At 51.3% G+C, this 22,082-nt stretch carries 21 protein-coding genes and 1 riboswitch; of the genes, 4 read left to right on the top strand and 17 right to left on the bottom strand.

Features of this window, described 5'->3' with window-relative positions; translation table 11 throughout:
• Nucleotides 1-258: 258 nt before the first annotated feature.
• The 8 genes from bcbE to infC all read right to left on the bottom strand — a co-directional run bounded on the left by bcbE (nt 259) and on the right by infC (nt 10,187).
• Nucleotides 259-1,530, bottom strand: a complete 1,272-nt coding sequence (gene bcbE, locus AC6RNO_RS33900) for a bacillibactin exporter BcbE (RefSeq protein ID WP_497108140.1) — start codon at nt 1,528-1,530, stop codon at nt 259-261.
• 115 nt (nt 1,531-1,645) lie between these two features.
• Nucleotides 1,646-2,893, bottom strand: a complete 1,248-nt coding sequence (locus AC6RNO_RS33895) for a M48 family metalloprotease (protein ID WP_497108139.1) — start codon at nt 2,891-2,893, stop codon at nt 1,646-1,648.
• Nucleotides 2,894-2,936: 43 nt separating this feature from the next.
• Nucleotides 2,937-3,872 carry an MBL fold metallo-hydrolase gene (locus tag AC6RNO_RS33890; protein WP_497108138.1) on the bottom strand — a complete coding sequence of 312 codons (936 nt, stop codon included), beginning with the start codon at nt 3,870-3,872 and terminating at the stop codon, nt 2,937-2,939.
• 113 nt (nt 3,873-3,985) lie between these two features.
• Nucleotides 3,986-4,504, bottom strand: coding sequence for a hypothetical protein (locus AC6RNO_RS33885; RefSeq protein ID WP_497108137.1), 519 nt, complete (start codon nt 4,502-4,504; stop codon nt 3,986-3,988).
• A gap of 6 nt (nt 4,505-4,510) precedes the next feature.
• Nucleotides 4,511-5,005 (bottom strand): hypothetical protein, encoded by a 495-nt coding sequence (locus AC6RNO_RS33880; protein ID WP_474682027.1) that lies wholly within the window; start codon nt 5,003-5,005, stop codon nt 4,511-4,513.
• 120 nt (nt 5,006-5,125) lie between these two features.
• On the bottom strand, nt 5,126-7,498 hold the full coding sequence (locus AC6RNO_RS33875) for an EAL domain-containing protein (protein WP_497108136.1): 2,373 nt from the start codon (nt 7,496-7,498) through the stop codon (nt 5,126-5,128).
• A gap of 86 nt (nt 7,499-7,584) precedes the next feature.
• Nucleotides 7,585-7,677, bottom strand: a riboswitch (cyclic di-GMP riboswitch).
• 324 nt (nt 7,678-8,001) lie between these two features.
• Entirely contained in the window at nt 8,002-9,510 is a 1,509-nt protein-coding gene (locus AC6RNO_RS33870; RefSeq protein ID WP_497108135.1) for a DHA2 family efflux MFS transporter permease subunit, read from the bottom strand.
• A 191-nt stretch (nt 9,511-9,701) separates the two neighbouring features.
• The gene (gene infC, locus AC6RNO_RS33865) at nt 9,702-10,187 is read right to left on the bottom strand and encodes a translation initiation factor IF-3 (protein WP_497108134.1); all 486 of its coding nucleotides are present in this window, start codon (nt 10,185-10,187) and stop codon (nt 9,702-9,704) included.
• Between the two features lie 90 nt (nt 10,188-10,277).
• On the opposite strand from infC, the gene yxiS (AC6RNO_RS33860) reads away from it, so the two are divergent.
• Entirely contained in the window at nt 10,278-10,589 is a 312-nt protein-coding gene (gene yxiS, locus AC6RNO_RS33860) for a protein YxiS (RefSeq protein WP_474682023.1), read from the top strand.
• 4 nt (nt 10,590-10,593) lie between these two features.
• Nucleotides 10,594-10,764 (top strand): protein YxiS, encoded by a 171-nt coding sequence (gene yxiS / locus AC6RNO_RS33855; protein ID WP_497108133.1) that lies wholly within the window; start codon nt 10,594-10,596, stop codon nt 10,762-10,764.
• Nucleotides 10,765-10,863: 99 nt separating this feature from the next.
• On the opposite strand, the gene AC6RNO_RS33850 is transcribed toward yxiS (AC6RNO_RS33855), so the two are convergent.
• A complete protein-coding gene (locus tag AC6RNO_RS33850) occupies nt 10,864-11,874 on the bottom strand; it encodes an MsnO8 family LLM class oxidoreductase (RefSeq protein ID WP_497108132.1) in 1,011 nt (336 codons plus the stop codon).
• A 396-nt stretch (nt 11,875-12,270) separates the two neighbouring features.
• Here AC6RNO_RS33850 and AC6RNO_RS33845 point away from each other — a divergent pair, with 396 nt between their 5' ends.
• Nucleotides 12,271-12,510: a hypothetical protein gene (locus AC6RNO_RS33845; RefSeq protein WP_497108131.1), complete on the top strand. Its 240-nt coding sequence runs from the start codon at nt 12,271-12,273 to the stop codon at nt 12,508-12,510.
• 432 nt (nt 12,511-12,942) lie between these two features.
• Here the strand turns inward: AC6RNO_RS33845 and AC6RNO_RS33840 are convergent, their stop codons facing one another.
• The 5 genes from AC6RNO_RS33840 to AC6RNO_RS33820 are packed head-to-tail and all read right to left on the bottom strand — an operon-like array spanning nt 12,943 to nt 18,756.
• A complete protein-coding gene (locus AC6RNO_RS33840; RefSeq protein ID WP_497108130.1) occupies nt 12,943-14,682 on the bottom strand; it encodes a hypothetical protein in 1,740 nt (579 codons plus the stop codon).
• Nucleotides 14,683-14,712: 30 nt separating this feature from the next.
• Nucleotides 14,713-16,323: a DHA2 family efflux MFS transporter permease subunit gene (locus tag AC6RNO_RS33835; protein ID WP_488434096.1), complete on the bottom strand. Its 1,611-nt coding sequence runs from the start codon at nt 16,321-16,323 to the stop codon at nt 14,713-14,715.
• Between the two features lie 14 nt (nt 16,324-16,337).
• The gene (locus AC6RNO_RS33830; protein ID WP_497108129.1) at nt 16,338-17,654 is read right to left on the bottom strand and encodes an efflux RND transporter periplasmic adaptor subunit; all 1,317 of its coding nucleotides are present in this window, start codon (nt 17,652-17,654) and stop codon (nt 16,338-16,340) included.
• An 11-nt stretch (nt 17,655-17,665) separates the two neighbouring features.
• A complete protein-coding gene (locus AC6RNO_RS33825; RefSeq protein WP_474682016.1) occupies nt 17,666-18,325 on the bottom strand; it encodes an HlyD family secretion protein in 660 nt (219 codons plus the stop codon).
• Nucleotides 18,322-18,756 (bottom strand): MarR family winged helix-turn-helix transcriptional regulator, encoded by a 435-nt coding sequence (locus tag AC6RNO_RS33820; protein WP_474682268.1) that lies wholly within the window; start codon nt 18,754-18,756, stop codon nt 18,322-18,324. The genes AC6RNO_RS33825 and AC6RNO_RS33820 overlap by 4 nt, the downstream gene beginning before the upstream one ends.
• Nucleotides 18,757-19,164: 408 nt before the next feature.
• Here AC6RNO_RS33820 and AC6RNO_RS33815 point away from each other — a divergent pair, with 408 nt between their 5' ends.
• A complete protein-coding gene (locus tag AC6RNO_RS33815) occupies nt 19,165-20,007 on the top strand; it encodes a hypothetical protein (RefSeq protein WP_497108128.1) in 843 nt (280 codons plus the stop codon).
• 59 nt (nt 20,008-20,066) lie between these two features.
• Here AC6RNO_RS33815 and AC6RNO_RS33810 read toward each other — a convergent pair whose 3' ends face one another.
• The 3 genes from AC6RNO_RS33810 to AC6RNO_RS33800 all read right to left on the bottom strand — a co-directional run bounded on the left by AC6RNO_RS33810 (nt 20,067) and on the right by AC6RNO_RS33800 (nt 21,782).
• Entirely contained in the window at nt 20,067-20,954 is an 888-nt protein-coding gene (locus AC6RNO_RS33810; RefSeq protein WP_497108127.1) for a hypothetical protein, read from the bottom strand.
• 2 nt (nt 20,955-20,956) lie between these two features.
• Complete coding sequence (locus tag AC6RNO_RS33805) at nt 20,957-21,289, bottom strand: helix-turn-helix transcriptional regulator (RefSeq protein WP_497108126.1); 333 nt, start codon at nt 21,287-21,289, stop codon at nt 20,957-20,959.
• Between the two features lie 301 nt (nt 21,290-21,590).
• Nucleotides 21,591-21,782, bottom strand: a complete 192-nt coding sequence (locus AC6RNO_RS33800; protein ID WP_497108125.1) for a membrane dipeptidase — start codon at nt 21,780-21,782, stop codon at nt 21,591-21,593.
• Nucleotides 21,783-22,082: the final 300 nt, after the last annotated feature.

Genomic DNA, 22,082 nt, shown 5'->3' with positions numbered 1-22,082 from the left:
AAGACTCGTTATTGGTGATGTGGCTAACACCTTTCCAAGCAGGGTTCCCACCTGCTACCTCACTCGACCTATGCTTGGTCGCTCCACTTTTGCAGGCTTTCTCCGCTTTGCCAAGTAGTTGCCCTTTCCTCACGCCAACAAAAAGCACGCCCCCTCCCTCCGGCTTCCCGGTTTGGCGAGGCGTGCTTTTAGCGCTTCAGCATGCTCTTTGCTCCTTGCCTTTTGCTTCAGAGTGCTCTTTGCTTCTGGCCTTTTGCTTCAGGCATGCGCTTTCTGCTTCTGCCGTTCCGGCTCGGGCTCCGGCTCCGGTTCGGCTCCTGCCTTCGATGCCGACTTCGGGCGGATTGCGAGAAGCGCGAGTACCGCCGCTGCCAGGCAAGTTCCGGAAATCGTGTAGAACATCACATTCGGCGATATTTTGATCAGCAGCGAAGCGGCCGGCGGGCCGGCGGCGACGCCGATGAAGCGCATCGAGCTGTAGATCGAAGTGATCGTCCCCCGTTCTTTTTTCTCGATGCCTTCGGTAATCATCGCATCCAGGCAGGGCAGCGCCGAGCCGATTCCGATGCCCGCCAGGCTGAGCAGGATGAGCAGCATACTGATGTGGTGCATCGTTCCGCACAGCCACACGCTTACGGATAAAAGCGCAATGCCCGAGAATGTAACCCATTTCATGCGCAGTTTATTTTGCCCGATCCATCTGCCTGCCGCAAAAGACGCTATGCAGAGCGCCGCCAGCGGGATCGCCAGCACGCAGCCTTTTAAGACTCCCAGCAAATGAAATTGTTCTTCGAGCAGTTCCGATAAGTAGAAAAGCGTGCCAAAAACAACGAACATGCAGATGCCGCCGATCGCAAAAATCGCATAAAGCCATCTTCCCTTTTGGCGGAAAGTCGACTTCACGGAGCTCCAAAAGCTGGAGAAGCCGGTTTTTTCGGCGTTGTCCTGATCCGAGTTTTTGGGCGTTTTAACCAAAAATCCGACGAGCAGCACGGAGATCAGGCAAAACACCGGGATGGCCAAAAATGGCAAGTACCATACAAGCACGGCGAGCGCCGAGCCTAGAATCGGACTCAATACTTTGCCAAGCGTGTTGGACGTTTCGATCATTCCCAGCCCGCTGCTTACATCGCTTTCTTTTTTAAACAGATCGCCTACCAGCGGAAACACGATCGGCGCAGCGCCGGCCGCGCCCACTCCCTGCATAAACCGTCCGATCAAAATCAGAAGATACGGCTGCTGCATCCACATTGCCGCCAGCCCGGATACCAATCCTCCGATGCCCGTTATGATCAAGCTCGGAATGATTACTTTTTTCCTACCGATTTTATCGGAAATATAGCCGGCAATCGGGATGAGAACAATCGCAATCGCCGAGTAAACGGTAATCATCAGGCTTACCTGCAGCGAAGTCACTCCAAGCTTGGCGCGTATAGCCGGAAGTACGGGGATCAGCATGGAATTCCCCAGCGTCATAATTAGCGGAATGGATGCAATCGAGATCAGGTCCCATTTTTTTCCTTCCTCCAAGAGCGCACACCCGTTCTGTTCCAATGTTGCTGCCCTAAGCCTCTCCGGCAGTCCGGTCGATTGGTCAGCATACCTACTATTCCCTTCGTTCAGGCAGGTCATTCCCGATCATCGGTCAGCGCTCAAACTGCTTGAAGTACAAGATTCGTTCGAGTATAGTCGGATGGGAGCCGCGGAACCACTGCACGAGCGGAGGCTGCGTAACCGGACTCAGGTTCTCTTTGGCGATTTTCTGAAAAGCGCGCACCGCGGCGGCGCCGGCGCCGGTCATCTTCATCGAGTACATGTCCGCCCTGTGTTCGATGACGCGCGAGAACGCATTTTGCGCCGGAGCCGATGCGAAATTCATAAAGGTTGCTATCAAAAGCAAAATCGGCAGCGCGGCAAGGTCGCGTTCTTCGCGGATTCCCCAAAGCGGGCCCCAGCGGCGGACCGCGAACCGAAAAGCATGAAAGGCGAGCCAAAACCCGATAAAGCTCAAAACGACGCCAAACAGAATGCCCCAATAAATGTGCTTCTCCGCATAATGCCCCATTTCATGAGCCATGACGGTCAAAATCTCGTCTTTTTGCAGTTTTTGCAAAATCGTATCCCACAGCACGATTCTTGCGTTGCCGCCGATGCCGTTCACATAAGCGTTGATCGCATTCGTGCGCTCCGACATGTTCACTTGATAAACTTGATGGGCCGGAATATCCGATTTGGCTGCCAGGTCCAAAATATCGCGCCTCAGTTCCTGATTTTGCAGCGGCTGAAAATCGTTGTACAGCGGGTCCAGCACAACGGGCTGGATAAAGGTCACAAACAGAATAAGCGGAATCGAAGCGAGCCAAAACCACAGCCACCAACGGTTCGGGCTGCGTCTTATGACCCAGCGGAACAGTCCGACGATGACGAGCGTGCCGAAAGTGTTAATAACAAAATCTTTGGCGTGGTCGCCCCAAAACATGCCGATCGTTTCGTTGGATATGCCGTACGCTTGGTCAACTTTGAGCAAGTAGTAATCGACCGGCACAAACAGCACGTCCATCAGCAGCAAGAACAGTGTCACATAGACGATCGTCTGCCAAAAAGGCTTGCGGAACCACCGCTCGGCCGCATTGCGAAAACGCACGGATACGCCCAGCAGCGCGAGCAGCAGCCCCATTTGCAGCGGAGAGGTTAAAAAATACGCCAGCGAATGGATGCGCGACAGCGATTCCGCTTTTGCGATCTCCTGCGCGGTCATAAACGTATGCGGGTCCGCTTCCGTAGCTGCGAGCCCGTTCGGAATGCCGAACAAGTCGCCTTTCAACAAATAGAGGCTTACCGCTAAAGCGTATACTCCGAAAACGATCACAAGCAGCGTGTACATGCGTTTCATAACAGTCCTCCTCCACAAACCGCTAATACTGCTAGTACTGCCTTTATACCGGTACGATTACCGGGCTTAGCACGGTCTCGCCCAGTTCAAGAATCCGCAGGTCCCCGGAGCCGGCCATTTTCCGGGACCATTCTTTCTCCAGCCGCTCCAACGCTTCTTTTGGCGTATCGTCAGCCAGCTTGAACGTTCCGTAATGCATAGGGATGAATACTTTGGCCTGCACATCGCAAAAAGCTTGTACGGCCTCCTCGGGCGTCATATGAGACACTTGCATGAACCATACGGGATCATATGCCCCGATAGGCATAATAGCGGTATGTATCCGATATCTGGAGCCAATTTCTTTAAAACCGCGGAAATAACCGCTGTCTCCGGCAAAATAAACGGCTTCTTCGCCTGCGCCTTCCTTCTTGATCACCCACCCTCCCCAATGGGAAGAGTTGGTATCCCAAAGCGTTCTGCGCGTCCAATGCTGCGCGGGAACGAAGTGAAACTCCAGGCTCCCGACCTGGGCAAATCCCCACCACGGCAGCTCTAACACCTGTTGGAAGCCTTTGCGTCTGATCATCGGACCGAGGCCCTCGGGTACGAGTACAGTCGGATTGCCCCTTAACGAGCGGAGAGATGGAATGTCCAAATGATCGTAGTGGGCGTGCGAAATCAGAATTACATCCGCCTGCGGCATATCCTGAACGGATAATCCGGGCTCGGTCAACCGTCTGGCGGCTCCCATTCTTTTTGCCCATACGGGGTCCGTGACGATGTTCATGCCTTCTTTTTGAATAAGAAACGTCGAATGTCCGATCCACGTAATCGTTTCTTCCGTACGGTTTTCCTGCAAAAAGCGGGGACTTTTATTCCGGTGCTGCGGAACCTGGTAATCGACGTTCTTCTTCGGCCTGTTCCGCATCCACTTCATCACATCGCGGAAAGAATGATCATTGCTTATATTGTCCATATTTGAAAATTTTCCAGCCATCCGGTTTTGCCTCCCTCTAAGGATATGCTTCTCCCGCCTACCCTAAGTACAACCAGTTTAGCACCATATTCTGCAAGCAGCAAAAAAACCCCCGGCATCGTAGGCGGAGGCCTTTACTTTTTTTCCGCCAGCTGCCGCAGGCGGTTTCGGATTTCAGCCGGAATGGCGGGGCTTTCGAGCTGATTGACTGCGCCGGGATCCGCTCCATGGATATCCAAATAGCGCCAGAGCCGCTCCGCCTTCAACGGGCGGTTCATCAGCTCGTAGGCGACGGCCCAAACTTCCGGCGAGCCGACGGCAATCCCTTTCCAGCGATGCGAAGCGACGGTCGGAATGCGGACGACGCCGTCTTTGGCGTGAATTTTGAAGCTGCCGATAATTTCGATCGCCTTGCCCTGCCTCTCCACTCTAATCAAATAATCGCTGGCGAAAGGAAAATCGCCGACACGCTGCGGCGCCGCCTTGAACGCCGTCAAGCTCGCGAGCACCTTATCCATGGGAGCGTCCGTCGTCAAGTCCCAGTCGTTCACGATTTCCGTCAAACCGAGACTATGCATCATCCCGCTCCCGCCTAACGCACAGTCGATCCCTGCGGACTCCAGGGCCGCCGTCACTTGCTTCAGTTCCTCCAATTCGCTTCAACCTTCCGTTTCATATAAATTAATGAGCAGCCAATCCGGGGTAAAATCCCGCGAAAGCAGCCACACTTCCGTAAAATGCCCACGGGGCAGCTTAAGCTTCTCTTTCCTGCGCAGCACGTCGGACATGCCGAAAAACAACGATAAATTGCGGATCAGCAGTGCGCACGGATAATCGTGCGAATAGTCCGCAAACTTCTCAACTTTGCTGCGCACTCTATCGTTGATCGATTGAATAAACCGGTCCGGCACTTCCGTTCCGGGAAGCGTAAGCTCCGAGCGCGCCATCATAAGCCTTGCTTCTTCGGTGTCATAAAAAAGATGCGTCACTTCGAGCCCCTTTTTGTTCAGGCTGGCGTCCTCCAGCAGTGCGTCTGGCTTTTCCTGCTGCTGCAGCAGCCTGAACGGAAGCCGATGATTGAGATTGTACAACTCCACAAATATGTCGATGGCCGTCCGCTCGAGCGCCTTCTTTTCTTCTTCGTGTTTGTTCATAGCTCTCCCTAAAGTTTTCAGGCTTCGTTCCCCGATTGCAGCTTTCCCTTTCTATATTCTATGTTACCACATCCGGTTTCCCCGGAAAATCCAAAGAAGTCCGCCGCTGCGCGAGCAGCTTCAGACTCCCACTTTATTTTTGCTTAAAAATCCGACCAAATCCCCGGCTGCAAGCGGTCTGCTTATATAATAGCCTTGAATCTCGTCGCATCCAAGCCCAGACAACATATCCCATTGGCCCTGCTCCTCTACGCCTTCGGCCACGACCCGCTTCCCGAGACTGTGCGACATCGCAATAATCGCGTTGATGATGGCGCGGTCATGTTCGCTTTCCAGCATATCTTTCACAAAGGAGCGGTCGATTTTGATGGAATGGACGGATAGCCGTTTGAGCAGCGATAAGGAAGAATATCCCGTGCCAAAGTCGTCAATGGACAGCTTCACGCCCAAATTCATAATCTCGCTGCAAATGTTCGTCACATTTTCGCTGTCGCTCATTGCCGTGTTCTCGGTAATCTCCAGGCAGAGCAGGCTCGGATCAATGCCCGTTCGATGCAGCGTATCCGTCAGCCGGCGCGAAAAGTTCGGGTCGAGGAACTGCCTGGCCGACAAATTGATGGACATCGAAAACGGCGCAATCCCCGCTTCCAGCCAGCGCTGAAGCTGAAGACATGCGGTATCGAGCACCCAATACCCGATCTCCACAATAATGCCCGACTCTTCGGCTAGCGGAATAAAATCGCCGGGCGGAACAAAACCGATGCCGGGACGATTCCAGCGGATCAGCGCCTCGACCCCCATAACCGCGCCTGTCCGCACGTCGATTTGGGGCTGGTAATGAAGCGAGAACTCGCCTTCCTCCAAACCTTGCCGCACCCCCGAATTGATCAAATATCGCCCCTGTTCCTCGTCATGCAGCTGCGGCTCGTACATCACGAACTGGTTTCTGCCCTGCCGTTTCGCCTGATACATCGCGATATCGGCGAATTGCAGCAGCTCGTCCGGATTCACGCCATGCTCAGGGGACCAGCAAATGCCCATGCTGGACGTAACGTAGAACGCTTTATCCTGATAAGCAAAAGGCATTTTGAAGCCTGCGAGTATTTGATTCGCCCAGCCGTGGATCTGCTCCTTGTCCTTCAATCCGGGAATAATGAGCGCAAATTCGTCCCCGCCCAATCGGAAGATCGTCGCCTGCGGAGGCGCGAGCAGCGACAACTGGTCGGCCACTTTTTTCAACAAATGATCCCCGACAACGTGCCCTTGAGTATCGTTAATTTGCTTAAATCCGTCCAAGTCCAGCAGCATAATGGCAATGGAAGAACGACTGCCCTCGGATAAATGCGATTCCAGCTCGTTGTTGAAATAAGCGCGGTTCATAAGGCCTGTCAGCGTATCGTGGTAAGCGAGATACACGGCCTGCTCTTCGGCCGCCTTGGCTTTCGTAACGTCGAGCAGCACCACATACTGCAGCAGATCGCCCTGCGCCTCAAAATATTTGCTCTCGGCCTTAACGTACTTTTTCGCCCCTTTGCGCGTGACGACGATATAGTCCCCCTGGATCGTTTCTTCCCCGAAACCCGGCTGGTCGAACGAACGCGAGGACTTGTGGGACTGGGGAAAAATGAACTCCTGCGCATGGCGAAGAAGCAATTCCTTCTGCGTGCATTCAAAAAGCAGCGCCGCTTGCGGATTCGCCTCTTTAATAATTCCGTCCTGGTCCGTAATGATCATCGTTAACGGCGACATTTCGTACAGAGCCTGATACTTCCGTTCCAGGGAAGGCAGGAAATCATATTTGATCATGGCATATCTGAGGAAAAAAGTGAAGATAATGAGCGCGAAACTGCTTAATGCCGGAAAATTGACGCCGCTTGGCATAACAGCCGGCATTTTAAAGAATATAAACGCTATCGCCCAAACAAACGAAAAAAGGAGGCCAAGCAAAACCGTGCGCATCTGCTTTCGCTTCAAGTTCAAATCGTATTGATTTACGAACCTGAACCCTGCGGTCACGATGACGATGCAAACAACGGCCGTATACAGCGTGCTGCCCAGCATCAATGCTGTTAGGCCTGCACCGGGTTCCTGGTATTTCCAAATGCCGTTCTGGACGAAATGAACCGTTATCCATGGAGGCGGAAAAAACACCAGCGAGGCCGGAACCAACGGGCTGTAGCAGATCGCCGTCATAACCGGCCGCGGAGTCGATTGAAATCCCTCCGTCAGCCTGAAGCAAAAATGCATCGTCAGACACATGATGATGCAAGCCGGAAAATAAAACAGCAGCAGCGCGATTCGGCCCGCGTATTGGATCGGGGCGATGCTGAACAGCAAATTCCCGATGAAAAACAGCATGGTGGCAAGGAAAAAACAGGCCGCGATTTTATTCAGCCCGTTGTACCGGTTTCGCTGATAAATTTCGATCATCATGTAGAGCAACAAGAGAATTGGTACTATGTACAGGAGTATGGACACTAAATAAGCGATCATGAAGCACACCTCATTATCTTGTTAGTCCGTCATAAACGACCAAAAAAAAAGAAACCTTGCTTTAAGGTTCCTTCTCAGCGGCCTAAAGCGGAAACTGGCTGGCATACGATGTGAATCCTTTTCGTGTAGCCCCTATAGCTTTGCGTCCTTGGCTTTCGCCAAGTTTGCCTTTATCTCTTTAAGAAATATTTAAATTGGTGAATGATAGGTCTAAGTTCCTAGTTATTTTATATCACGTATCACCAAATTTCGTCAATAAAATCCTTAATTATGAAATATCTGGTGCTATCGGCTCCTCGGATGGCTGCTTACTTTTCGGCCCCCCCGCCGACAATCCGCCAAAATCCGACAACGGAGGAGCTATGAACGCCCCCTTTTCGTTAAAGGAAAAAGAGGCCTTCCTTAGCCTATTGTCACAAGCTAATCAGAACCTCTTCTTCAAAGCGCCCTCGGCGCTGCAAGCCGGCAGTCAGACCCAGTCAGGCCTCTATTTTGCCGAATGGTCAGGCTTGCAGCTCGGCGGCGGGAACGGCTTCGGCCTCTTTTTTCGATAGCACTTCCTTCTTCAGAAACCAGCAGATAACAAAAGCCGCGATCATAAAGCCCAAAGCGATGATAAAAATGCTCTGGAACGAATTCACAAATACCGCTTGAATCTTCGTTACCAGATCGGCGGATATCCCCGCGGGAATTCCCCCTGTCGCGATATGATCCGCCATGCCCGGAGGAAGCTCGCCGGCCAACCCGGCAACGCCGGTTTTGATTTTGTTAGCGAGCAGGCTGCCGAAGACGCTTAATCCGATTGTCGCTCCAAGCGACTGGAACAGCTGAACGGTTCCGAGCGCTACGCCGCTGTTCTCCTTGGCGACGGATTCCTGAACGATCAGGTTATCTCCTCCGAATAAAGCCCCGATACCGAGTCCTAACAGGACAAAGGTAACAATGATGTACAGCGGCGTTGTCGCAGCATGAACCTGAGACAGCAAACCGACGCCGACGATCGGCAGCAAGAAGCAGACGATAAACAAGTTCCGGTACGGAATCCGGGTAATCAGAAATCCGTTCAGGATACTCGAAGGAATCGCCCCGGCCATAAACGCCAGCGTCAAATATCCGGCAGCGGTTGGACTTAGGCCCATCACGTTCTGAGAGAAAAACGGGAACGCCGCTATTCCGCCCATCAATCCAAGCATTACGATAAACACAAGCAGCGACAATACGACCACATTGCGGTTGCGGAACAACGACAGCGGTATAATCGGTTCCGCCGCTCTGGATTCAATCCTTATAAAGAGGGCGATAAACAGGGCCGAAAGCGCAAGCAGCCCTATGATCAGCGGAGATGACCAGGACAAGCCCCGATTGTCGATCAGCACCGGCGCAAGCAGAAGGGAAAGCAGCGCCAGCACGAGCGCAGACGCCCCCATCCAGTCGATGGACCGCTTCTCCTCCCCTTTGGATTCGCGCATTCCTATGAATATTACCGACGCTGCAAGTATCCCGACCGGGATGTTGATCAGGAACACCCAATGCCAATTAAGATGATCCACGAAATAACCGCCCAGCGTCGGTCCCAGCAGCTGTGGAATGATCATCATCGGCCCGAACAGGCTCTGAATTTTGGCGCGCTGCTCAAGCGGGTACGTATCGCCTATAATCACCAATGCCAACGGCATCAGCCCGCCGGCGCCTATTCCTTGGATTCCCCTGCCGATCAGCAGAACGGTCATGCTGTCCGCAAATCCGCAAATGATGGAACCGAGAGAAAACAAAGCCATGCAGCTTAAATAAACGCGTTTGCGCCCGTACAAATCCGCCAGCTTTCCTAAAATGGGCATAAATATGGTCACGGCAAGCATGTATACCCCCGCCACCCAGCCGTAAAGCGACAATCCTTGCAGCTCGCGGATGATCGTCGGCATAGCCGTCGATACGACCGTTTCGTCCAGCTCGGCAAAAATAAGCCCGAGAAGCAGGCCGATCAGCACGAGTGATCTGTTATTTTCCTTCATTGTTCAATACCTCTCTTCTATTCCTTAACTATTGCCATCATAAGCGCTTTTCAAGCTTGCTGAAACCGGCCGCGGATGCATCGCCGCCTCCATCCCGAGGCGGATTTACGGATAAAAAAACCGTGCTGCAGCCAACGGCGCGTGGATGCGCCGTGGACTGTAACACGGTTTGTATAGAATGCGGGCTTTCGTCAAAGCGGATCGACCTGCACCGCCGCCTGCTTGCCGCTGAGCTGGATGCCCGTCCGCGGGCGCCCGAGCGCTCGCAAATCTTGAAGCAGCGTTTCCAGCAGCGCTTTCGCAGCCGCTCCTTCCTTGCCCTGGATGCGCACGACGAACTGAACGGCATCGCCGGCCCCGAGAATGCGCTCCGCCTGCCGTTTTTTCGTCTCCAGGTCGTGATCCTCGATCTGCGGCGTGAGCCGGATTTCCTTCACCTTCGCCCCCTGCTCCTGTTTGCGCGCCTGCTGCTTTTCCCGCAGCACCTCCTGTTTCGCCTGGCCCGCTCCGGCCAGCTTGCACGGCGGAGGGCTGCTCATCAGCGACGTGCAGATCAGATCGACCTTCAGCTTCCTGGCCAGCGCGAGCGCTTCCGTTGTAGGGACCACACCCAGATCCTCTCCGTTAACGCCGGTGAGCCACACCTCGGAAGCTTTAATTTTTTCATTTTTGATCATTGTGAATGCCCCTGTTCTTTCGCTATAATGAACCCAGCTAACGTAAAAATCCAAGCCTATGCAAAAACTCTAAGGAGATGTCCAACCGCTATGAGCCAAAAAGAACTCGAACAACAAATTATCCGCAATTATCAGCGCGATGAGCAGATGATGATTCTCGTATTCGCCCAATGGTGTGTCAACCGCGGCCTTGACCCAGCCGAATTGTACCGTCAGGCCTACCCCGATCAAACGGACAACGTCCTGCTGCAGCAAGCTCTTGAGCTGACCGTCCCCAAGGAAGAAGCCGGCGAAGTGCCTGACGAAACGCTGCTCGGCGTGCTCTCGCTGTTCGGCAACGAAGAACTCGCCTTTGTCGTAACCGGCGAGATCGCCAAAAGGCCAAAAAAAGGCGGCCGCTAGGACAGTGCCCGACGAAACGCTCCTCGGCGTGCTCTCGCTGTTCGGCAACGAAGAACTCGCTTTTGTCGTAACCGGCGAGATCACCAAAAGGCCCAAAGAAGCAGCCGTTAGGACGGTGCCTGACGAAACGCTGCTCAGCGTGCTTATGCGAAATGACGGATTCTGTGCAGCTTGAGCGGCTATATGCAGTCATTATTCATTGAGTTTGCACAAAAGCAACTCCTTCGGACAAACTCCTGAGACTGACTCCCGAGACTGGACGCGGCATCGGCGCTCAGACCAACTGGAACGCTCTCGCCAGCAGCTCGCAAGTACGCAGCCTCGTTTCAAAGTGAAACCCTGCCGCCACGACCATCACTTCGTCCACCTGGTAGTCTGCCGCCAAAGCGAGCAGCCGATCCCGCACTTGCGCGGGGTTGCCGATGATCATGCGCTTGCGGTTGTCCCGAATCCGTGTCTGATCCCACTCGGAATACGGAAAAGCGGTCGCTTCCTCCGGCGTCGGGACGCCGTGGAACTGGCCCTTCTCCACGCGCAGTATTTGCAGGTTCAGCGACCGCGCCAGCCACTGCGCCTCCGCTTCCGTCTCGGCGCATACGACGTAGACGCCGACCATCGCCTGCGGCACAACATTCAGCGAGGACGGCCGGAATGCGCTGCGGTAGCTGCGCGTCACCTTCTGTCCGCCCGCTCCGTTGATGAAATGCGCAAAGCAGAACGCCGCGCCTGTCTGCGCCGCATAGATCCCGCTCTGCCCGCTGGAGCCGAGCAGCCACACCTGGGGCATCCGATCCACCAAAGGGGTGGCGCGGATGCCCTCAAAAGGATGCCCCGGTTCCACCGAATCGGTGAGGAACCGGACCAAATCCGCGACTTGACCCGGGAACCGGTCAAGTCCCTCGAACAGATTCGCGCTGCCGCCCCGCAGCGCGCTGGCCGTATGCGGCGTGCCTCCCGGCGCACGCCCGATCCCTAAGTCGATGCGTCCCGGATAAAGCGCCTCGAGCAAGCGAAAATTCTCAGCGACCTTGTAGGCGCTGTAGTGCGGCAGCAAAACGCCTCCGGAGCCAAGCCGGATGCGGTTCGTACGGGCAGCGAGCGTGGAGATGAACACTTCCGGCGAGGAGCCTGCCAGCCCTTGCGAATTATGGTGCTCCGACACCCAGAACCGGGTGTAGCCCAGCCGGTCGGCAGCCTCGGCAAGCCGAATCGTCTGGCGGATCGCTTCACTATGCGTAGTCCCCGTCGCAACCGGAGAGTGGTCCAATACACTAAGCTTGAGCATCTTGTACCCCCTACTTTTCCCATCGCCCCAAGGCGATACCTCGATTATACCAGCCGCACCCGCAAAAAGTTGCGCCCCTCCCTCACACGGAACGATGAAAGTGGCCGACCGACCGCCGTCATGCAGCGCAGCACCGCGCGCAAACTCATAAAAGGGTCTGCAGCAACAAAAGTTTCTGGCCCCCGCCGTTGTGCCTTCACAGCTGGCACTCCACCGCTGAGCCTCCATCGTTATTTGCATGGAAACCTCGTCTTCCAACGTTCCGACAAGCAGATTTCGTTCTGTAAGCCACGGTTACATGATGCTACCATAAGTTTAACTGCGGGCTAGTCGCCCGTTGGGTACTCCCTAAGACGACGCAGCGATCTGAGCAGCAGTGGTGCTGCCCCTTCCTTCATGGCGGTCCCCCTTCCAACTCCAAAACCTGCAAAAGTGCAGGCTTTTTCACCGGAAACGGGGCGTTTAGAGGAAAAACCTGCAATTGTGCAGGAATTTCCCATCAAACCAGGGCCAATCTCGATAATTAGCGAAAAAAACTGCAGATTTGCAGGAATTATTCCCAGCCAGAGCATCAACGAGCAAAAAGATGCACTTTTGCAGGTTTTCGGCGCGTGGCCGGTGATTTTTAGCGAGTAAGCTGTTCGGCGGTCAGCGGCAAGCAACGCCACGGCGGGCAGTTGTCGTCGACCACCGGACCGTACCGCCACGGCGGGCAGTTGTCGTCGACCACCGGACCGTACCGCCACGGCGGGCAGCTGTCGTCGACCACCGGACCGCAACGCCACGACGGGCAGCTGACGAAGTCCAGCGGCACGCAGCGCTACGACGGACAGTTAGCGACGACCACTGAGCCGCACCATCACGGACGGGCAGCTGTCGTCGACCACCATCCCGAACCGCCACGGCGCCTCCGCACCGCTTCCGCCGCTTCGGGGCGCCTTCAGCGCCGCAAAAAAAGACGCCTCATCCCCACTTGCATCGTGGTGTTGGAGGCGTCTTGTCGCATCGTCCGGGACCGGCTCACTTGCTGATACCTTTATGGAAACAGCCCGATAGGTCCCCCCGCTCTTATTTCAATTCGGTAATAAGCCGATCCACTTCGCCTGTCGGCGTGTCGATCGATTCATATACTTTGACACTGACATTGTTTTCATTTTGATCCGTCGTGATGTTCGTAAAGAACAGCTTCTGATCGCCGCTCACGAGGCGGCCGGTTCCTGTCAGCGGGAACGACTGCGTGCCCAGGCTGCTGCCGCTGCCGTCAACAAGCTCGAATTTCAGCTTGGAGAAGTCTTTGCCGACCAGCACGTTCGAATCTTGTTCGATGCCCAGCGACAGCCACAAGCGGTACGTGAATTTGTTCGCTGATCCGACGGCCCATGTTTGCGTTAAGGAAGAACCCTTGATATCCACAGTATATGGATACAGACCGATTTTATGACTGTCCTCGTTGCCTTGCGCCGTAACTTTGTAAGACGCGATCGTCGATTTGTAAGTCGGCGCAGTGCCGCCGTCGGCAGCTCCTGTAACCACGTCCTGCAGCTTCATCGCGAACGTGTCGCTCGTCTCTGAAGCCGGGAGCACGAAAGCATAGCTGACGACGACGGAGCTTCCGGGCGCTACGCTTTGCTGCGCATCTTTTTGTCTCTCACCTGCGTAATCGTAGCCGGTCGGGCTCGTAATTTCGGTTTGGAAAGCGGGAACCGGAACAGGACTTTGCCCTTTGTTGTTTAATTTAAACTTGGCGATAGCAAGCTTGTTGCCCTGATCATGGTTATCCGCCACATGAAGCTCAACCAGCGAAACGTTAAGATCTTGATTGATGACGGAGTTCCACTTTTCAAAAGCAATCGGATCGCCGTATTTGTAGCTGGCAGCCGCCGGCTTGCCGCCTGGCAGTTGAATGTTCAGCTTGCCTACGCTAAAGCTCGACGTTGTCGTTTTGCCTGAAGCGTCTGCTTGCGTAAAAGTTTCCGGGGTCAGCACGTTGAGGCTTTCCAGCACGGTATCCATCTCCGCATTGATGGCGAAGTGGATATATTTTTTCTCGCCCGGCTCCAATGTTACACCGCTTGCTTCTACTTGCTTGCCTGTGTATACGTTCGTTTTGCTTTTGCCGTCCAGTTGCAAGGCAGGTACCGTTTCCGTCTGCTCGGACGGATTCTCCACCAACAGCTTGACCAAATAAGCGGCCCCTTGATTGGTGTTGCTTCTGCTGATGTCGACAGGCTTGTATGTCAAAGCCGATTCAAGAGTAGGAATGGTAAAAGTATCTCCCCATGCCTTGATCAAGGCTGTATCCTGAAACGTAGAGCGGCTGCCGTTCCAGGACGTTGCGCCTACTGGTACAGTGAACAGCGTCGTCTCCTGCTTCGGATACACGTCGTAGTTGACGTCAACCAGTGACAAATCGGTCAGGCTGACTTCCGTTTGGCGGTTGATGACCTTCATATAGGTCAATTCCACCTCGGAGTTCGGCTGCACGCCATGAGCGTTGCCGCTGCTCGGACGCAGCGTATACACAGTGCCGTCGCTCGTTGCAAGGCGCAGCTCGTGGTCGGGAATACGCACGGTTTGATCGCTCGTATTGTTGACGCGGATTACCGCGCCAAGGCGCACGCCCGAGGATGTTTTTTCGTTGAAAACTCCTTCTACGGAAACATGCAGGCTGCTGTTCAAATCATATGCGGCTAATGGCGCTGCGACTGCTGCGGAAGCCGTACCGTCAGCTAGGGCGGGCAGCCCGGATATGAGCAGGGAGGAGGACAAAAGTACAGTCATCGCAACTTGTTTGAATTGGATTTTCATCGGTAAGATTCCTTCCTTCTTTAAGCTGTTTTACATTTCGACCATAACATGATGTTGAGCTTCAGAGCCTTCTTGCTGCGCCGCCTTCTCCTTTTTCTTCTGTCTCAGGAACAGGACCAGCACGATGGAAAGAAAGGCAGGAATGGCAGATATGACAAGCGTATCGGTAATCGCTCTGGTCAGAGCTTCTTTGGACACCAGGGAATACAGGACGCCGATCACGCCGCTGGTTGCAGAGCCCGTATCGGTGCCAAGCTCCAAGTAACGGTGCACGACATTGCTTTGGAAATCCGCGTATGCCGGTGAATTGGAAGAAATAAGTTCATTGAATTTTGTCCCGTACTGTGTGGATTTGTTGCTCATAATGCTTGTTAGCACCGCGATGCCGAGTGATGCCATAACGTTCCGAACGACGTTGGAGACGGAAGACGCTCTGCCGATCATATGGTTCGGCAATGTATTCATCCCTGCGGAAGACAACGGCATCATGCATAAGCCGATTCCGATACCGCGAATAATTAGCAGGCCGCTGATCCAGTGCATGGACGTTTGCTGGGAAAGCACGTGCAGTTCCAGCGTACTGAACCCGATAATCGCCAGCCCGACTACGCCGAGCGGAACGATGCCGTACTTGGTCACCAATCTGCCGGCAATCGGCATCATGAACGCCATCGCAATCGATTGCGGCATCATGACGAGCCCTGTCTGCATCGGCGTCAGACCCGATACGCTTTGCATGAAAATCGGCATCAAATAAATGCCGCCCTGCATCGAAATCATGACGAAGCTGGACGCTGCCGTACTAAGGGAAAAAACGGAGTTTTTGAACAGCCGGAAATCCATGATCGGATTTTCTTTGCCCAGCTCCACCCAGATGAGCAGCACAAAACTGAAAAACGAAATAAAGAACAAGCCGACAATATAAAAGGAAGTCCATCCGTCCGTCTGGCCGTCGGTTAAAGCGAGCAGCAGCGTACCGAAGACGATCATCGATAAAATACTGCCCGTAAAATCAAACTTGAGCCCTGTCCGTCTCGGCGTCTCCTGTAAAATAATAAAACCCAGAGCCACCGCCAGAATGCCGATCGGAACGTTGATGTAAAACAAGTAGCGCCAGCTGAAGTTGTCGACCAAATATCCGCTGAGCGTAGGCCCCATCGCGGGCGCCGCCATGGCGGCGATTCCCCAGATGCCCATCGCTACCTGGATTTTGCTGCGGGGCATGATCTGATACAGCATCGCCATCCCGACTGGCATGATGAAGCCTCCGCCCAAGCCTTGAATGATCCTGAAAATGATGAGGCTCGTATCGCTCCAGGCCACACCGCATAAAATAGATCCGATAATAAAGGCAACGACCGTCGACAAAAACGTCGTCTTATAGCCGAACCGGTCGGATAAAAAACCGCCCATCGGCACGACGACCGCCGAGGCCAGCATGTACCCGGTAACGACCCATTCGATGTCCGTCTGCGAGGAGCCGAATACGGCCATCAGCTTGGGCAATGCAACGTTCATCAAACTGTTGTCGAGAATGGCAAGGAACGTGCCCAAAATCAATACCATCAAGGCAAGCCACTGGTATCCCGTGATCTTATCTTCCACTTGCCCTTCAGTTGCAGGGGTCGCTGTTGCTGACATGCTCGTATCCCCCTTTACTCGGCGCGCACCTTGGCGCCGTCCGCGAGCTTATCGCCTGGATTTACGACGATTTTATCATTTGCTTTCAGGCTCGCGTCCCCTTTGAGATAGACCCAATCCTGATTTTTATCTTCCGTCTGCAGTTCGACCGGATGAACCGTATCACCGCTCAATTTGTAAACGACCGACTTGCCGTTCTTTTGAACGACGGCCGCCTTCGGAATTTCCAAACGGCTCTCGCCGCCGCTTCCGCCAAACGCAACGCTGGCGACGGCTCCCGCATGCAGCGCTCCGTCCGCGTTGCCGACGGTCAGCTTAACCGGGAACGTATTGTTGTTCGTATCGGATACGGGGCTCACGAAAGTGACCGTTCCTTCGAACGTTTTGCCCGGAATGCTCGGCACGAGCACCGTCGCTTTGGTTCCCTGCTTGACGGAGCCTACCATATCCTCAGGCACGCTGACTTCGACTTTCACCTGATCCATGCTCACCACCGTCAGCAGAGGCGACCCTGCTTGCGCCATTTCGCCGGCATTGACGTTTTTCTTGACGATAACGCCGTCGATCGGCGAGACGACAGCCGCATTGTTCACTGCGTTTTGCGCCAGATTGAGCGACGCTTGCGTGCGGGTCACATCCGCTTTGAGAGCGTCCAGCGTATTGGACGTCGCGCCTTCTTTCAGCAAGCTTAGCTTCGCCTGCGCTCCGGACAGCTGCGCACTCGCGGCCTGCTGCTGCGAAACCGCAGAATCATAGGCCGATTTGGCCTTTTGATAGTCCAAAGTCACTTTATCCAGATCATCCTGGGTGACATCGCCCTGATCGAAAAAGTTTTTCGCATGGTTATAGTTTTTCGTAACCAGATCATATGCCGCTTGCGCTTGCGCTACGCCGGCAGCCGCTTGGCTTGACGCCGCTTTGGCCTGCTCGACGGCCGCTTGCGCCGCCTGGATGTCCTGGGAGCGCGCCCCGGCTTCCGTATCCGCCAGCTTCGCTTGCGAAGCGGTCAGCCCGGCCTGCGCCTGGTCCAGCTGCTGCGTCAGATCGTCCGTATCGAGCTGCACGAGCACGTCGCCCTTTTTCACTTTGGCGCCTTCCTCGACAGCTACGCTGGCGATTTTGCCGCTGATTTTGGATACGACCTGCACCGTCTGGTCGGCAGCGAGCTTCCCGCTTGCTCCGGCTGCAGCCGTGCTTCCGAGAGTGATCACTTTGACGCTCGGCACGTCAGAGGAAGCGGCGTTCGTCGGTGCGCTTCCGCAGCCGCTGACCATCATCATGGCTCCGGCAAGTACGCTTATCGATAACATAACATTCAAATGTTTTTTCATGGGTGCTCACCTTACTCCCCTTTGATATGGATTTTAATTGCAGCATTCATGCCGGGAGCCAGATCGAGTCCCTGATGATCGTCGATGGATATCTTTACGTTCATGCGTTGAGTAACTTTTGTAAAATTGCCGCTTGTCGTTGTGGAAGGCAGCAATGAGAACGTGGACGCCGTAGCCTGGCCGATTTCATACACTTTGCCTTGGAATTCCTTTCCGGCATATGTATCCAGAGTAAACGTTACCGGCTGGCCGACCTTGATCTTCTTGATTTTCGTTTCTTCGATATCGGCCGAAACATATAGCGCATTTTTATCTACGATCATGGCAACGGACTGTCCCGGCGAAACGACTTCGCCGACTTTGGCGGCAGTTTGAATGATCGTACCGCCGATAGGAGCGCGCAGCGCCGCCTGATCGAGCAGGCTGTTCGATAAATTCGTAATATCCTGTTGACCGACGATTTGATCGGCTACAACCGTATCGCCCACTTTGACGCCGAGCGTATTGATTTTACCCGAAATACGAGGCATCACCCGGTAAATGTCTCCGGCAATGCGGGCATCGTCCGTAGTGACGAAATTCGCACCTTGATACCAGTAGTAGCCTCCGATACCCCCGCCGCTCAACACCATAATGACGAGAATAACGATCAATATGATTTTTCTATTCATTCCGTTCCCTCCAGCTTTTTCTCTAAATGTTCCATCATCTTTGTTAACACATCTTTGCACATATCGATTTGCTCCGGTGTAAATGCGGCTTCAATACCGGCATATAACTCGCCGTTAATCGTTTCCAGACGATCCTTTTTGAAACTTTGGCAAAAGTTCGTCGTCCGAATCCAGACGATGCGGCGATCCTGCTCATCTCTTTGCCGTTCGATCAGGCCGTTCCGTTCCAGACGATCCGCGATCCCCGATACCGTGCTGTTGCTTAAACCTACCGACTTCGCAAGGTCGCTCAGCTTGCGGGGCTCATTTAAAAATAATTCCCTCAATATAAACAGCTGTGGTCCCGTCAATTCTATATCCTTCAATTCCCGAAGCAGCAAAGCCATGCGCAATTTATGAAGTTTCATAATAATTGTCGCAAGCTCTCTCACTGAATCCAATTCATTCCCCCCTTATGTTGCCATTAATATATTTCGCACTCTAATATTTCGTACACGAAATATTTTGCTGTTACATATCATAGCACGCGAATCCTATCTTGTGAATATGTTTTGTGTAAAAAAATTATGAAAAAAGTCACTCGGGTTTCGAGTGACTTTGAATGTTCGATATTCAGCTTGTTCAGGTCTTGGCCTAGCTTGGAAGCCTGCGCAAAAAGTTGCCGGAGGCAAAGCCGCATTCTACATTGTCTCATATAAAAAATTTTTAAATTTTTAATAATTGGAATTTTTCCCTAATATGTAAATTAATCCTTTGATCCCATGTGTATATTCCCTAAATATGGTACTATTTCATATGCTGGCCAGCAAAAATAATTCATTGAGGAGAGCAACCTAACCATGAAATTTAACAGACTAACTAAATCTATTGCTATTGCAGTATTAACTGTAACAATTCTGCCTACAAGTATCTTTGCTCAAAAACAGTCGGATGCTCCCAGAGAGGCATTAACTCAATATCTTGATGCCGGAAAAAAAGGGAATATAAGAGAAGTCATTGCTAATGTAATAGACACAAGAGTGGACCAAGCGTTAATAGAAAAAGAATATAAAGAGGACCTTGCATATAAACGAAATCAAATTGAATCTTATAAAATAATTAGTAATACGGAAAAATCAGTTGACACTGAGTATTTCCTAACACAAGTAAAATTTAAAGATGGCAGCGAATATAATATTCCTTACACAGTTGTAAATATGAATAATCAGTGGAAAGTTAAGGTAACTGAAGATGGTTTCAAAGATATCAATTATACAAAGACTAAAGAGGCTACTATCAAAGAAGATGTTGTAGCTAACTATTCTATTCAAGGAAACTCCAATAAGCTGGCTGCTAATCAACTTTGTAGCTGGACTATGTCAGATGTGTTAGGCGGAGGCGAAAAGTATTCTAATTGTACATTCGATATTACAAATAGAACAAATAGTAAAGTATTAATTAACATACAACAATCCCCAGATCTATCAGCAGCACCTGATGCAGTCATAAAGTATGAAATAGTTCAAAAACATATTTTTACTGCTGATGATGTCTGGGGAAGCATTACTGTAAATGGGAATTTCACATCGGCTACTCAGTATGACATTTATGGCAAAAGCACATCATATACTGGTTCAAAAATGAAATTCAGCCTACTTTCTCCAACTAATTGGAGATATAATTTCTTTGGTGAAGCATATTAAAACATTTCTAGAGCAAAAGAGAAGAACCAGTGAGTTCCTCTCTTTTGTTCGTCCACAAATTAAATGTGAATTAAATGGTTTTGCGAAGTATTGCCCGCTTTTTTATTTACGTAGTAAAACAGTACAAAACCTAAAATATTCAAAAGTAAAATCAAAATAATCCATTTGAAGCTATTATAACCCAGATCATAATATATGTTCATCAATGCCCATACCGTGAATAAAGACCAATATATCAGTATTAAAATAGACCCTATTAAATAAAATAGCGTATTAAATTTCCAAGTGACAATTTGTGCATCAAACATTTCCCCTGTTCCCGGAACACCGAAGGAAGTTCCTTCGAAAACATCATAAACAAACAATGATTTTTTTAATTCAAAATCTGTAATGGGTACATCGTTTGGGACGCCTTTATTAAAGTTCTTAGGAGGCGCTGATTCTTTGTCTCTAATTTGATACCAGCCTTGCTTCCAACCGTTCGTACCGATAATCAGGTTATTAAAAGCTTCTGACAATTGGGGTTCTTTTACGCTGTTTTCTTTAAAATGATAAAGCATTTTGTGATAAAATTGATTATCTTTTTCTATTGATAATGTGGTATTCCATAAGTTAAATGAAAATATCATTAAAATGCCTATGACTAGAGAAACTAGAGAAAAGCCGAATATTTTTGTTTTAATAAATTTTCTTGTTTTATAGATGCCTTTCAGCCCATTTAAAAAGTCGCGTGGGGAACCCAACTTTTCAAGTGTTAAAGATAGTGCTTCTTTTGGAGAATAGCCTTCTTGTATAAGCTCAATTGTGCTTAGCATAATATTATTTTTTATTTCTTCCTTGATTTCATTCACAATAGATGGTTTCTCGTTCATTTTTAGGCAGATTGAATTAACAACTTTGTCGATTTTCCCACTTGTTTCCTTATCTAATTCATTCAAAACGTTCAATATTATATACCTCCCAAAAATTGATCTATGAATCGTTTGGCTTTTGACCACTCCGTTTTTAAATAATAAAAACGCTTTTCCCCTTGAACGGTTATTTTATAATACTTTCTTCGTCCACCTCCGCTAGTAACATCTTCCCAATATGAATTTGCAAATCCGTTTTTTTCAAGCCGTTTCAAAGCAAGGTAAATCGTTGCTTCTTTAATTTCAAATTGGTTCTCTGTAAGCCGATGTATCTGTTTGAAAATTTCGTAGCCGTAAATAGGTTCTTTATGAAGAATGTTAAGTAAAATCCCTTCGACGTAGCCCTTGAGCATCTCTTTATTAATATCCAATCAAACACCTCCCAAGGAATATAATAACAAATAGTACCTTATTATACAATGTATTATTTAATAACTAATAGTTAACCCACTATTTTCGTTAAAGTACAGCGAGTATTCCTCCGACACAAAAAAGCCACACGGTATTCAAGTGACTTTGAAGGTTTTGCGGGGTTAGGACATACGCCGCGTAGCACCGCAGCGCTTCACTTGTTCAAATGTGTTAATAAACTCCGGTAAGTAGACGACCTGCACCGTTCCGCCTTTGACGAACAGCGTTTTGGCCTGCTCGTCCGACAAGCTGTGGGGATGATCACAATACCGCCCTCGTGTTGGAGTGGCTTGTGATCGGATAATCGGCGATCTCGATTACGTCCCAGAACCCCCGTTCGTTCAGATGGCTGACATCGGACAAAATATTGTGTTTATTGTTGAAATGAATGATGTCTTTGCCAAACTTGGTCAGTCCCGCTTTTAGCATTTCCAGTGCGCCGTCGGCGGCCATGTTGGCATAATTCCTGATCAAGCCGACAAGCCGGAAACCCGGACATCCTGCACAAAATGAATGATGCGCTGCGATGCAACGAGATTATCCCTTGTATTCACACTATATCACTTGCAATTCCCTCAGAAGCGCGCGTGTTAATAGGATTTTTCTATTCAGAAATCGAAAAATTGTATAAAAAAAGAGGCCGTGTCCGCAGCAGATTTCTCTACTTTGAGAAGACGGTCTCTTTTGCTGTCCATGCGCAGAAAACCCGCTAAAGTTCAGGTCTTAGCTCGTTGACGCGCTGGCAAGTTTCAC

This window comes from Paenibacillus sp. sgz302190, from assembly GCF_059820445.1.
This window is presented reverse-complemented; position numbering and strand designations above follow the sequence as displayed.

Excerpts from the sequence above, each read along its gene's own strand:
- AC6RNO_RS33840 (WP_497108130.1), bottom strand. The coding sequence starts at position 14,682 with ATGAAAATCCAATTCAAACAAGTTGCGATGACTGTACTTTTGTCCTCC.
- AC6RNO_RS33875 (WP_497108136.1), bottom strand. The coding sequence starts at position 7,498 with ATGATCGCTTATTTAGTGTCCATACTCCTGTACATAGTACCAATTCTC.
- AC6RNO_RS33870 (WP_497108135.1), bottom strand. The coding sequence starts at position 9,510 with ATGAAGGAAAATAACAGATCACTCGTGCTGATCGGCCTGCTTCTCGGG.
- AC6RNO_RS33815 (WP_497108128.1), top strand. The coding sequence starts at position 19,165 with ATGAAATTTAACAGACTAACTAAATCTATTGCTATTGCAGTATTAACT.
- AC6RNO_RS33890 (WP_497108138.1), bottom strand. The coding sequence starts at position 3,872 with ATGGCTGGAAAATTTTCAAATATGGACAATATAAGCAATGATCATTCT.
- AC6RNO_RS33825 (WP_474682016.1), bottom strand. The coding sequence starts at position 18,325 with ATGAATAGAAAAATCATATTGATCGTTATTCTCGTCATTATGGTGTTG.
- yxiS (WP_474682023.1), top strand. The coding sequence starts at position 10,278 with ATGAGCCAAAAAGAACTCGAACAACAAATTATCCGCAATTATCAGCGC.
- AC6RNO_RS33895 (WP_497108139.1), bottom strand. The coding sequence starts at position 2,893 with ATGAAACGCATGTACACGCTGCTTGTGATCGTTTTCGGAGTATACGCT.
- AC6RNO_RS33830 (WP_497108129.1), bottom strand. The coding sequence starts at position 17,654 with ATGAAAAAACATTTGAATGTTATGTTATCGATAAGCGTACTTGCCGGA.
- AC6RNO_RS33845 (WP_497108131.1), top strand. The coding sequence starts at position 12,271 with ATGGCGGTCCCCCTTCCAACTCCAAAACCTGCAAAAGTGCAGGCTTTT.
- AC6RNO_RS33850 (WP_497108132.1), bottom strand. The coding sequence starts at position 11,874 with ATGCTCAAGCTTAGTGTATTGGACCACTCTCCGGTTGCGACGGGGACT.
- AC6RNO_RS33835 (WP_488434096.1), bottom strand. The coding sequence starts at position 16,323 with ATGTCAGCAACAGCGACCCCTGCAACTGAAGGGCAAGTGGAAGATAAG.
- AC6RNO_RS33800 (WP_497108125.1), bottom strand. The coding sequence starts at position 21,782 with ATGGCCGCCGACGGCGCACTGGAAATGCTAAAAGCGGGACTGACCAAG.
- infC (WP_497108134.1), bottom strand. The coding sequence starts at position 10,187 with ATGATCAAAAATGAAAAAATTAAAGCTTCCGAGGTGTGGCTCACCGGC.
- AC6RNO_RS33880 (WP_474682027.1), bottom strand. The coding sequence starts at position 5,005 with ATGAACAAACACGAAGAAGAAAAGAAGGCGCTCGAGCGGACGGCCATC.